Source organism: Bacillus methanolicus MGA3 (assembly GCF_000724485.1).
Classification (GTDB): Bacteria; Bacillota; Bacilli; order Bacillales; family Cytobacillaceae; genus Bacillus_Z; species Bacillus_Z methanolicus_A.
The window spans coordinates 1,429,220-1,441,358 of record NZ_CP007739.1; the positions used below are offsets into that span (position 1 = coordinate 1,429,220).

Genomic DNA, 12,139 nt, shown 5'->3' on the forward strand with positions numbered 1-12,139 from the left:
CAAAATGAAAAAGGTGAAATCGGCAACGATTTCACCTTTTTACATAAATCAGCTTGTCTTTTCTTTCTGTTACTTGTCCAATGATCATCGCGGAATGAATGCCATGTTTATGAAGTTCTACAACATATTTTTCAGCCTCTTCTTTTTCGAGCGAAACGAGAAGGCCGCCTGATGTGATGGCATCACATAACACCAATTGTTCTACTGGAGAAATATCCTCATATTGAACATCATTTTGCAGCCATTTATGGTTCGACTTTGAACCGCCCGGAACTATGCCTTTTTCAGCTAATTCAAATGCACCGCTAAGAACAGGCACAGATGAAAGGGCAATCTCAAAGCTGACATTGCTGCCCCTTGCCATTTCACTTGCATGGCCGAGAAGTCCGAAACCTGTTACGTCTGTGACGGAGTGAGGATGATACGATTTTAATATGGCTGCTGCTTCTTTGTTCAGCATCGCCATCCATTTTGTTACTTTTTCTTCTTGTTCCGCAGTTACGGCAGATCGTTTGATTCCGGTTGTGATAATCCCGACTCCGATTGGTTTCGTTAAGACAAGAACATCTCCCGGCTTAGCGCCAACGTTTTTCCAAATATGATCAGGGTGGGCGATTCCTGTGACTGACAATCCGAATTTTGGCTCCTGGTCATCAATGGAGTGGCCTCCAATTGTGATCGCACCCGCTTCTTTCACCTTGTCTGCAGCACCTCTTAATATTTCCGACAACATTTCGGGTCCGAGCTTTTTAATTGGATAACCTACTAAATTTAATACCGTTTTCGGTTCTCCGCCCATTGCATATACATCACTGAGTGCATTGGCAGCGGCGATTTGGCCAAACATATAAGGATCATCGACAATTGGTGTAAAATAATCAATTGTCTGTATTAAAGCAATTGAATCAGTCAAACGATAAACACCTGCATCATCTGATGTTTCATGGCCGACTAATAATTCAGGAACCGGTTCTTGTACTGGCAAACGACGCAAAACTTGCGCCAGGTCTTCAGGACCTATTTTGCAGCCTCAGCCAGCTTTCGTTGAAAGAGAGGTCAACCGGATTTTTTCATGTTCACTCAACTTATTTCACCTCCATAAATCATTATACCTTTTCGCGCGTTTGAAAACTTAATGAAAATACATTTTAATTTGCACATGAACCGTGCCTGTAATAAAATAAAATTATACGTATATCGAAAAATTCGCTAAATTTTAAAAACGATCATACGCTAGGAGGAAACAATAATGAAAAAGTATCAAGTAAGTGTCGAGTTTTGCATGAAATGAAATTACGCACCGAAAGCCGCGAGTTTCGCGGAAGAACTATTTAACCATTTCCGTTCTGACATTGAAAAAATGGAGTTAATTCCTAGTTCAGGCGGAGCATTTGAAGTCTTTGTAAACGGTGAAAAAATTTATTCCAAACTTGACACTGGAGTTTTCCCAAATGCCAGTGAAATCATTGAAAAAATGAAAGAATAAGCCATTTAAAGACCTCTTTGCATGTTGGAAAGAGGTCTGTTTTATGAATAGGACAATAAATATATTATGTAAACTACCTAAACTATTTTTTACATAGGTTTGTTACGAGAGGACAGTAGTTTATGTAAAAAAATAGAAAAGACATTTAGTCTTTTCCTTTTTTAAGAAATCGCTATTTTTCGATTTTTTCCGGTGCCGGGTGTTGTTTTTGACAAAATAACTTCCAAAATTCCGTTTTGAAAAACCGCATGGATCTGTTTGTTAATGATTGAACAAGGAAATTCCATTTTGCGGGTACGGGTATGATGGTTATAGGCCTCTTGATTGGGTTTGTGATTTGCAGAAATAGTAAGCACATTGTCCTCCACATACACGCTTAAATGGGACCGCTCATAACCGGGGAGAAGTGCTTCAACAATAATCTCTGTTTCTGTTTCAAATATATCTACACGAAACGCTATCTCGTCCATATAACTTGTTAATGGATCAAGAAAAAAGTTTTCCAGCCATTTTTCCATTGCTTTTATATCGAAAGGCTGCACATTCTTATCAGCCATTTTTTTAACCCCCTTGTTTTCAATATCTTATTCATTCTCACCTGCTATGTGAAAGAAATAGAGAAAATGGTATAATGAACCCGCTAATCTTGTAGTGGAGGGATACTGAATTGAAACAGTTTCTGCGCTTAATACCTCCCGTTCATGAGTTCCAAAGAGATGATCGTTTTGTCAAATTGATGAGTGAGAACGGGATTGATTTCATACATACAACAAAACTTTTAAAAGAAGTTATGGAAGAGATTAGAGAAGAACTAATAAATGAAACTTGGGAGGGATATTTGCCAGGAACTACGGAATTTTATCATTCTGTGTTTGAATTTCTTGAAAAGAAGATTAAGAAACAATATAGCTATACATTAGCACGAGTGATCAACGCTACCGGAACCATTTTACATACGAATCTCGGGAGAGCCAGATTAAGCGACGAGGCAGCGAGGCATGTTCTAGAAATCGCGATGAATTATTCCAATCTCGAGTACAAGATAGAAGAAGGAGAAAGAGGTTCACGGCTCAGCCATGCGGAATCGTTAATCAAAAAAATCACCGGTGCCGAAGCAGCAATGGTTGTAAATAACAATGCTGCTGCTGTTTATTTAATTTTAAGGGCGCTTGCAAAAGAGAAAGAAGTCATTGTTTCCCGCGGCCAGCTTGTGGAAATCGGCGGTTCGTTCAGAATATCATCTATAATGGAAGAAAGCGGTGCAAGGCTGATTGAAGTTGGGACCACCAATAAGACTCATTTATATGATTACGAACAAGCAATTACTGAACAAACTGCCATGATTTTAAAAGTACATACTAGCAATTTTAAAGTGATTGGTTTTACAAATTCGGTGGAAACAAAAGCACTCGCCTCGTTAAAAAAGCAATATCCCGGTATTATCTTTTATGAAGATTTAGGAAGCGGTGCGCTTTATGATTTTCAAAAACACGGAATCGGGGAAGAACCCGTCGTCAGCAAAATACTAAAAAAGGGTGCAGATCTTGTTTCTTTTAGCGGAGATAAGCTTCTCGGCGGCCCGCAAGCAGGTATTATTGCCGGAAAAAAAGAATTGATCGACCGGTTGAAAAAACATCAACTGGCTCGTGTCGTTCGTGTGGATAAAATGACGTTAGCTGCACTGGAAGGAACGCTGTTGGATTATTTAAAGGGTGAGGACCAGTTGAAACAGATTCCTGTAGTTAGGGATTTGCTCGTTCCGATTGATGTTCTTGAAAAAAGGTCGAAAAGCTTCCTTGACCGTCTTTCTGATTTATCGAAGGATTTTTCCGGAAAGATTTCGGATGGAACGAGTCAAGTTGGGGGAGGGACGATGCCGGATGTAGAGCTGCCGACAAAGGTTATAACGCTGACACATTCTCGGCTTTCAGCAGAATCGGTCGCAAGAAAACTTCGAACGGAAAGTTCTCCACCTATCATTGTAAGAATTCAGAAGGATGAAATTCATTTGGATTTAAGAACGGTCACCGAAGAAGAAGAAACGATTATCCTTAACGCATTGGCGAAGATATAAGGTAATGCAGGGCTGTTGGCTCTTTTGAGTCAACAGCCTTTTTATGCTGTTCATTTGATCATTTTCTAAATTATAAACTTTTTCCACTTTTTCAGCTACATATCATGGTGTGATTTAGATTTTTGTCCTGTATGGTTCCGGTTTTTTACTTTATGCGAACCGCTTAAAGGTGCAGGCTGGCTTGGCTGGTCGCCTTTAGGAGCATTTTTTCTCATATCTTTGCCGTTATTTTTATTCATATTCAACCCTCCTCATAATTAGGATAGGAGAAACGGCTTTTTTTATTCCGAATATTTTTCAAAGAACTGCACACTTTAACGGTACAACGTTTTTACAACAGGAGTGAAAATCATGCCTTATCATAAAAACAAACAACAAGCTTTTCAAGCAGCCCAACAAGGGGTAGAAGATGCACAAGAACTCTACTATGAAATCGTCCAAGATAGTGCAAACTACGGACACCAATTGAAACATTTGAAACAGGAAGTAAATGAAGCATTCCAGCAAATAGAAAATGCGCTTGAAGTTGCCTCTGAGCACCAGCGGTCACAGTTAAAAAAATTCCAGCAGGATTTGCAGAATATAGTAAATGATGTTAATAACACGGAATCTTAAATAACGATATACTGAACCCAATGCCTGACATCGGCATTGGGTTTTTAACGCTTTAAAGCATAGCGGGACAGACCCTGCGATGAGGGTCTGAGCCCAGCAATCAGTTATTGGTTTTTTTTACGTTTTTTGTTGTTTTGCTTTTGGGCTTCTGTCAACGGTTCATTCGAAAATTCTTCATTGTATCCTGCACCTTTGCCTTGACCTGCGGCATTGTTCATTCCTGGACGAATATGATTCGCTTTTCTTTGCACCATATGATCACCTTCATCGGTGCTTATTTTTTCCACTTGACATCCAGACATACATGAAAAATACTTTTCTACCATAACGACTAATCCAATCCGATCTTTGCAGGACAAAGTAAATACCTTTATATATAGGGTTATTTACCACTCGGAACTTAAAAATGGATTTTATTATAAGAATTTCTTATCATAAACAATAACTTTCTTGTTATTTACTTAAAATAATGGTTGTATTAAGATAGAATTGTGTGAAAAGTGAGGAGACGTTATAAATTCAAACTTTTCGACATTTACAGTGATTTCGTATACGTTGAATACGAAAGAGGGGGAGTTACTTTTGGTAAGAAATGATGTTTTTAATGCTCGTTCAACTTTTGAAATCGATGGAAAACGCTTTCATTTCTATCGTTTAGCTGCACTTGAATATGCAGGTATAGGAAAAGTTTCAAAACTTCCATATTCAATTAAGGTTTTACTTGAATCAGTTCTTCGCCAGCTTGATGGCCGTGTGATCACAAAAGAACACGTAGAAAATCTTGCAAAATGGGGTACTAGCGAAGTAAAAGAAATTGATGTTCCATTTAAGCCTTCACGTGTTATTCTTCAAGACTTTACAGGAGTTCCTGCAGTTGTTGACCTTGCTTCGCTTCGGAAAGCAATGGCTGATTTGGGCGGGGATCCGTACAAAATTAACCCTGAAAAGCCAGTTGACCTGGTAATCGACCACTCTGTACAAGTTGACAAATTCGGAACTCCAGATGCATTGGAAGCAAACATGGATCTTGAATTTGAACGCAATGCAGAACGGTATCAATTTTTAAGCTGGGCTCAAAAAGCATTTGATAACTATCGTGCTGTACCGCCTGCAACTGGTATCGTTCACCAAGTAAACCTTGAATACCTTGCAAGCGTTGTTCACGCGATCGAAACTTCGGATGGAGAATACGAAACATTCCCAGATACACTGGTTGGTACTGATTCCCATACAACCATGATTAATGGTCTTGGAGTTCTTGGATGGGGTGTTGGCGGTATCGAAGCAGAAGCGGGTATGTTGGGGCAGCCTTCATACTTCCCGGTTCCAGAAGTGGTTGGCGTGAAACTTGTCGGCAAACTTCCGGAGGGTGCAACAGCTACAGATCTTGCGTTAAAAGTAACTCAAGTTTTACGTAAGAAAGGTGTAGTTGGCAAGTTTGTAGAGTTCTTCGGACCAGGGGTTTCAACCTTGCCGCTTGCTGACCGTGCAACGGTTGCAAACATGGCTCCGGAATATGGAGCAACTTGCGGATTCTTCCCTGTTGATTCTGAATCTCTTGATTATTTGCGCTTAACAGGCCGTCCTGAAGAACACATCAAAGTTGTTGAAACATATTGCCGTGAAAATGGATTATTCTTCGATCCAAATGTAGAGCCAGTTTACACAGATGTTGTTGAAATTGATCTTTCAGAAATTCATGCAAATCTTTCCGGTCCGAAACGCCCGCAAGATTTGATCCCGCTTACAGAAATGCAAAAAGCTTTCCGTCAAGCTTTAAGTGCACCGGTGGGCAACCAGGGCTTTGGTTTGGATCAATCTGAACTTAACAAAGAAGTTACCGTGAAATTTAATAATGGTGATACTACGACAATGAAAACCGGTGCAGTCGCCATCGCCGCGATCACAAGCTGTACAAACACATCAAACCCGTATGTTCTTGTCGGCGCAGGATTGGTCGCGAAAAAAGCGGTTGAACTCGGACTTCAAGTGCCGAAATATGTGAAAACATCTTTGGCTCCAGGGTCAAAAGTGGTTACAGGATATCTTCGTGATTCAGGATTGCTTCCATATCTTGAGCAGCTCGGCTTTAACCTTGTCGGATATGGATGTACAACATGTATCGGCAACTCCGGTCCATTAAAAGACGAAATTGAAAAAGCGATTGCCGAAAACGATCTGCTTGTTACATCCGTTCTTTCCGGTAACCGCAACTTTGAAGGGCGGATCCATCCACTTGTAAAAGCAAACTATCTGGCTTCACCGCCGCTTGTCGTAGCTTACGCTTTAGCAGGTACAGTGGATATCGATCTTCTAAACGATCCAATCGGAAAAGATAAAGACGGAAACGACGTCTTCTTTAAAGATATTTGGCCAACAACAGCTGAAATTAACGAAATTGTGAAGCAAACAGTAACACCTGAATTGTTCCGTAAAGAATATGAGCGTGTCTTCGATGACAACGAACGCTGGAACCAAATCCAAACAAGCAACGAGCCGTTATACAATTGGGATGAGAATTCAACATACATTCAAAACCCTCCATTCTTTGAAGGCTTGAAGCCGGATCCTGATGAAGTGAAGCCATTAACAGGCTTGCGCGTTGTAGGTAAATTCGGCGACTCTGTGACAACAGACCATATTTCTCCAGCCGGTGCAATTGGCAAAGATACACCTGCAGGAAAATACTTGCGTGAAAAAGGCGTCGAGCCGCGCGACTTTAACTCTTACGGTTCACGCCGCGGAAACCATGAAGTCATGATGCGCGGTACGTTCGCGAATATCCGTATCCGCAACCAAATTGCTCCTGGTACAGAAGGCGGATATACAACATACTGGCCAACTGGTGAAGTGACAACCATTTATGATGCTTGTATGCGTTATAAAAAAGATGGCACTGGTCTTGTCGTTCTTGCCGGCAAAGATTATGGAATGGGTTCATCCCGTGACTGGGCTGCGAAAGGTACAAACCTTTTAGGCATTAAAACTGTTATCGCAGAAAGCTTTGAGCGTATCCACCGTTCGAACCTTGTGTTAATGGGCGTTCTTCCATTACAATTCAAGGAAGGCGAAAACGCTGACGTACTAGGCCTAACAGGAAAAGAAGTCATCGACGTTCATATCGATGAAAATGTAAGACCTCGCGACCTTGTAAAAGTAACTGCAACTGATGAAAATGGCAACAAAAAAACATTTGAAGTCCTTGTCCGCTTTGACTCTGAAGTAGAAATTGACTACTACCGTCACGGCGGCATCCTTCAAATGGTTCTTCGTGAAAAACTTAAAGGGTAATCTAAGAAGAGGCTGACTCAAAAGGTCGTTGACTAACGTCACTTTTGAGTCAGCCTCATTGTGTTTCTGTTAGACTCATCTATCTAAACTCAAGTTTGACACCAAAACATTACATGTGGATAAACGAAAAAAATGGGGTTATACGTATTTTTTAGAATTCGTAATTCATTGAACTTGTAATGAAATTTGTGTATTCGCATTAATCGATTAATGATAATTGTATTTCAAACCATTTGAAATCCTCAACAGTAGATTTGCCTCCTCTATTTGTTGTAGTATCTTATTATTTTGTGTATAGTTTATTGTTAGTCCTTCTTGGCTCAATAAAGGGTGTTTACGTTGAGACATTTCGAACCATACCAATAGGCCTTATTTTATTCAAACTCATTACAAAATACTTCCTTATTTTCAGATACAGGATATTACATTATACTTAAATAGATACGTAAACATAAGTACAAAATACTAGTTTTACAATTCAAGGGGTATTATCTATGAGTATTCATTTAATTGAATCAGAACTCCAACTCTTCGACACTAGATGGTACAAAATAATTTATGTTTGTGGGAGTGTCAATCATGAGAAACAATATTCAAGTGCTTTAAATATTCCATACATAAACATCAATTTACGTTTAAGTGAAAAATTGCAGAACATTCCTAAATCGAATTATCCTTTACAAGTTGGCGATATGCTTAATGAAACATTTAGCCAGTATCATGACTCTATACTTTGGCTAGGAAATATTGAAATCCTATTTGACAAACAATTACAACAACATCCTGTTAGATTACTAGAACATTTAAGTAAACGCTTTAAATTAATTGTATCATGGCCGGGTGAATTTGATGGGAAAGCTTTAATTTACGCTACTCCTGAACATCCGGAGTATTTTAAATGCAGTGAACTCGAAGGAAAAATAGTAATCGTATAAAAGGGGGAAAATCGTTATGTTGCGTTATAGCGATTTAATTCAATTTGAACCAATTGAATCCGTCGTGCAATTACGCGATGCGGATGATAAAGAACGTGCGTTTCACTTACTTGATACATATGTTATTTCCGACCGTATGGCCGAGCAACTAGACGATATTATCATCGAACAACTTCAGTTTGATCGGGTGGTTGACAATAAAGGATTATTGATTGTCGCTAACTACTGTACAGGTAAATCGCACTTAATGAGTGTCATTTCGACGATTGCTGAGCAGTCAGGGGCAAGTGAGCATATTAAAAATGAACGTGTTGCAAAAAAAGCAAAAGAAATTGAAGGAAAGTTTAAAGTGATTCGTACAGAAATAGGCGCTGTTGCGATGTCTTTACGTGACATTATTTGCCAAGCACTACAACAAGGTCTAGCGAATCTAGGAATTGATTATACTTTTCCAAGAGCTGAAGAAGTAACAAATAATAAAGACATGCTTTATGAAATGATGGAATTATTCCACGAACAATACCCTGATCAAGGGCTCATGCTTGTGGTAGACGAATTATTAGACTATTTACGCAGCCGAAAAGAGCAGGAACTCACTTTAGACTTAGGATTTTTACGCGAATTTGGGGAAGTTTGTAGTAAAACTCGTTTACGCTTCATCGCTGGAATTCAGGAAATGTTATTTGACAACCCGAAATTCCAATTCGTTGCCGATTCTTTACGTCGGGTAAAAGAACGTTTCCAAGAAGTAAGAATTGTCCGCGAAGACATTGCATACGTTGTGTCAGAACGTCTATTGAAAAAGGATGAAAAACAAAAAGCGTTAATTCGCGAGCATTTAAGCAAATTAACATCATTATACCATCGTCTCGGTGAAGATATGGAGACGTATGTGAATCTTTTCCCGATCCATCCTGCCTACTTGGAAACATTTGAAAAGGTAAATATCGCGGAAAAACGTGTTGTACTGCAAACAATTAGTAGAGAAATTCGAAAGCTATTGACCGAAGAAGTTCCGGAAAATGAAACAGGGATTATTTCCTTTGACCGTTATTGGCAATATATTGAAGAAGACTCTTCACTAAGAAGTAATCCGAATGTAAAAGAAGTGATGAGTAAAGTTCGGACGTTAAAAGATCGTGTACAAAATGGTTTGAAAAGTCCTAACTATAAACCCGCTGCATTGAGAATTGTTAATGCTCTTGCTGTTTACCGATTAGCTGTCGATGACATTAATTCTCCTGTGGGACTAACATCAGGTGAGTTAAGAGATAAATTGTTCTTAAATATTGGAATGTTATTAGACTTAGGAGACGAAGCTGCTGATTTTTTGAAAACAAGAATTGAAGCAACTTTAAAAGAAATTATGACAGCAGTTAGTTTTCAATATATTTCTACCAATCAAGAAAATGGTCAGTATTACCTAGATGTAAAAAAAGATATTGCTGTAGACGATTTAATAGAAAAACGTGGGGAAGAGTTAACGGACAATCAATTGGATCGCTACTATTTTGAAATATTAAAGCAAGCAACCGAAGTGGCAGATAACACATACGTAACCGGCTATAAAATTTGGCTGCATGAAATTCCTTGGGAAAATCGCCGTGTCAAACGTCAAGGATATTTATTCTTTGGTGCGCCAAATGAACGTTCAACGGCTCAGCCTGAGCGAGACTTCTACATTTATATGTTACAGCCATTTGAACCACCAAAATTTAAAGACGAAGAAAAAGCGGATGAAGTGTTCTTCCGTATGACTAAAAAGGATGATCGATTTGTCCATTTATTGCGTTTATATGGCGGAGCTCGTGAAATGAGTAACGATGCTGCTGCTACGACAAAACGTTTATATAATGATAAAGCAGCAAGCTATTTAAGAAGTCTTGTTACTTGGTTAAAAGAAAACTTTGTAGAAGCCTTTGAAATTCAATATCGTGGCAAAAAAGGATCTGTATTAGAATTCGGTATGTTTCTTCCTGGAAATGCCACATTAATTGAAATCATTAACACAGTGGCTGAAGGGTTACTTAGTCAATGGTTTGAAGAAAAATATAAAGATTATCCTTCTTTCCGAAAATTAGAGAGAGGATACTTAACGAAAGACAATATGGCAACTTATATCAGTGATGCTCTTTCTTACATTAATGGAAGAAAAACGAGCCAAGGGGAAGCAATTCTCAACGGACTAGTGTTATTAGATCAAAAAGGCGACTTAAACGTTCGCGCTTCTGGATATGCACGTTGGGTTATTGAAAAACTAGAAGAAAAAGGGCATGGACAAGTACTTAATCAAAACGAACTAATTGAAACAATCTATACTGTTCAAGGTACAGAAGATGTAAGATTGACACAAGAATTTCGCATGGAACCGGAGTTATTAGTTGTTGTGTTAGGTGCTCTTATCCAACAAGGTGAAATTGTCGTAACGGTAGACAATAAAACATACGAAGCGATGAACTTTGGCGAGTTTATTAAACTTCCTTTAAGTAAGTTAACGCATTTTAGCCATATTAAAAAACCGAGCGGGTTGCCAATTCCAGCAATTAACGCTTTAATTGATATGTTTGATATCGGTAAAGGAAATGTGACTGATGAAAGTTGGCTAGAATTCGCCATTAAGCAAATCATTAGCCAATCGCGCCAAGCGGTTGAAAAAACGGTTAAGATGATAAACGATGTACGCAATAAATTCCATATTTGGGACGGTCCGTTATTCTCAAGTGACGAACGTGCAGAATACATTGCAAAACTTGAAAGCTTAAAAACGTTCTTAGAAGGCCTTCAAGTTTATAACACGCGGGCAAAAATGACAAACTTAAAATATAGCGTGTCCGATATTGAACAACAAAACGAAAACTTAAAGATTGTTACTAAGCTTGAGCAATTACAACAAAAAATTCACGAATACACCAAAGTAGCGGATTACTTATCAAAAGCCAAATTAGTCATGTCGACAAATCGAGAGTGGCTCGAAAGCGTTGACGTAGCGTTAGACAACTTAGCGATTGCATTAAAAGAAAATAGCGACTGCTCAAGTGAGATTCGTGAATTGGAGAAATTAAAAGAAGAATATATTCAACATTATTTACAGTTACACCATCAAGCGCGTTTAAATGCGACTGAAGAAAACAAGAAAAAAGCATTATTGAATGACAAACGTTACCTTGCATTAAAAGAGTTGGTATCAAGAATTGATTTATTGCCTCGTCAAGCATTAGATGAGTGGAATAAAAACATTCAATCATTAAAAGCTTGCTATCAACTAACACGTGAACAATTACAACATTCACCAATTTGTCCTAACCCTGATTGTAAGTTTAATCCGCGTGAAGAAGGTGTAGTACAACGCTATTCATTAGAGCAATTAGAAGAACGGTTAGATGATTTGTTAAATACGTGGACAGAGACATTATTAACCAACTTTAACGACTCAGCTATTCAAGAAGGAATCTCATTATTAAGTGCTGAGCAACAACAACTCGTAAACGATTTTATCCAAAAGAAACAGTTTGATTTACCAATTGACATTCGCCTTCTTGAAATTATTAATGACTTACTAAAAGGGATTCATAAAGAAGAGATTCATATTGACCAACTTGTGAAAATGATGGGCGATGGCAACCCATTAACAGTCGACGAAGTGAGAAGAAACTTTGAAATGTTGATGAGGGCAATTGTTGGCAACAACCAACCACATCGTGTGCGCATCATGGTAAAGAAATAAAGGGAGGAAACATC

The 12,139-nt window shown here is 38.7% G+C and carries 10 protein-coding genes; 6 read left to right on the plus strand and 4 right to left on the minus strand.

Going from position 1 to position 12,139, the window contains the following annotated elements; genetic code table 11:
• Positions 1–31: 31 nt before the first annotated feature.
• Complete coding sequence (gene selD / locus BMMGA3_RS07010; RefSeq protein ID WP_081485713.1) at positions 32–1,084, minus strand: selenide, water dikinase SelD; 1,053 nt, start codon at positions 1,082–1,084, stop codon at positions 32–34.
• Between the two features lie 165 nt (positions 1,085–1,249).
• Between selD and BMMGA3_RS18605 the strand changes: the two genes are divergently transcribed.
• Positions 1,250–1,486, plus strand: a complete 237-nt coding sequence (locus BMMGA3_RS18605) for an Rdx family protein (RefSeq protein WP_349292664.1) — start codon at positions 1,250–1,252, stop codon at positions 1,484–1,486.
• Positions 1,487–1,647: 161 nt separating this feature from the next.
• Here BMMGA3_RS18605 and BMMGA3_RS07015 read toward each other — a convergent pair whose 3' ends face one another.
• Entirely contained in the window at positions 1,648–2,043 is a 396-nt protein-coding gene (locus BMMGA3_RS07015; RefSeq protein WP_003349656.1) for an Hsp20/alpha crystallin family protein, read from the minus strand.
• Positions 2,044–2,153: 110 nt separating this feature from the next.
• Between BMMGA3_RS07015 and selA the strand changes: the two genes are divergently transcribed.
• The gene (gene selA, locus BMMGA3_RS07020) at positions 2,154–3,560 is read left to right on the plus strand and encodes an L-seryl-tRNA(Sec) selenium transferase (protein WP_003349657.1); all 1,407 of its coding nucleotides are present in this window, start codon (positions 2,154–2,156) and stop codon (positions 3,558–3,560) included.
• A 95-nt stretch (positions 3,561–3,655) separates the two neighbouring features.
• Here selA and BMMGA3_RS07025 read toward each other — a convergent pair whose 3' ends face one another.
• On the minus strand, positions 3,656–3,799 hold the full coding sequence (locus BMMGA3_RS07025) for a small acid-soluble spore protein P (RefSeq protein WP_003349659.1): 144 nt from the start codon (positions 3,797–3,799) through the stop codon (positions 3,656–3,658).
• A 112-nt stretch (positions 3,800–3,911) separates the two neighbouring features.
• Here BMMGA3_RS07025 and BMMGA3_RS07030 point away from each other — a divergent pair, with 112 nt between their 5' ends.
• The gene (locus BMMGA3_RS07030; protein ID WP_003349661.1) at positions 3,912–4,175 is read left to right on the plus strand and encodes a hypothetical protein; all 264 of its coding nucleotides are present in this window, start codon (positions 3,912–3,914) and stop codon (positions 4,173–4,175) included.
• Positions 4,176–4,279: 104 nt separating this feature from the next.
• On the opposite strand, the gene sspO is transcribed toward BMMGA3_RS07030, so the two are convergent.
• Positions 4,280–4,429, minus strand: a complete 150-nt coding sequence (gene sspO, locus BMMGA3_RS07035) for a small acid-soluble spore protein SspO (RefSeq protein WP_034669659.1) — start codon at positions 4,427–4,429, stop codon at positions 4,280–4,282.
• A gap of 328 nt (positions 4,430–4,757) precedes the next feature.
• Here sspO and acnA point away from each other — a divergent pair, with 328 nt between their 5' ends.
• The 3 genes from acnA (at position 4,758) to BMMGA3_RS07050 (ending at position 12,125) form a co-directional block, all read left to right on the plus strand.
• Complete coding sequence (acnA, locus tag BMMGA3_RS07040; RefSeq protein WP_003349664.1) at positions 4,758–7,466, plus strand: aconitate hydratase AcnA; 2,709 nt, start codon at positions 4,758–4,760, stop codon at positions 7,464–7,466.
• Positions 7,467–7,960: 494 nt separating this feature from the next.
• Positions 7,961–8,401 carry a BREX-3 system P-loop-containing protein BrxF gene (gene brxF / locus BMMGA3_RS07045; protein WP_003349665.1) on the plus strand — a complete coding sequence of 147 codons (441 nt, stop codon included), beginning with the start codon at positions 7,961–7,963 and terminating at the stop codon, positions 8,399–8,401.
• A gap of 16 nt (positions 8,402–8,417) precedes the next feature.
• Entirely contained in the window at positions 8,418–12,125 is a 3,708-nt protein-coding gene (locus BMMGA3_RS07050) for a DUF6079 family protein (RefSeq protein ID WP_003349666.1), read from the plus strand.
• The last annotated feature ends 14 nt before the right edge of the window (positions 12,126–12,139 follow it).

What these genes read in the sequence shown, in the direction of transcription:
- brxF (WP_003349665.1), top strand. Translation starts at nt 7,961, where the DNA reads ATGAGTATTCATTTAATTGAATCAGAACTCCAACTCTTCGACACTAGA.
- sspO (WP_034669659.1), bottom strand. Translation starts at nt 4,429, where the DNA reads ATGGTGCAAAGAAAAGCGAATCATATTCGTCCAGGAATGAACAATGCC.
- BMMGA3_RS07030 (WP_003349661.1), top strand. Translation starts at nt 3,912, where the DNA reads ATGCCTTATCATAAAAACAAACAACAAGCTTTTCAAGCAGCCCAACAA.
- BMMGA3_RS07025 (WP_003349659.1), bottom strand. Translation starts at nt 3,799, where the DNA reads ATGAATAAAAATAACGGCAAAGATATGAGAAAAAATGCTCCTAAAGGC.
- BMMGA3_RS07015 (WP_003349656.1), bottom strand. Translation starts at nt 2,043, where the DNA reads ATGGCTGATAAGAATGTGCAGCCTTTCGATATAAAAGCAATGGAAAAA.
- BMMGA3_RS07050 (WP_003349666.1), top strand. Translation starts at nt 8,418, where the DNA reads ATGTTGCGTTATAGCGATTTAATTCAATTTGAACCAATTGAATCCGTC.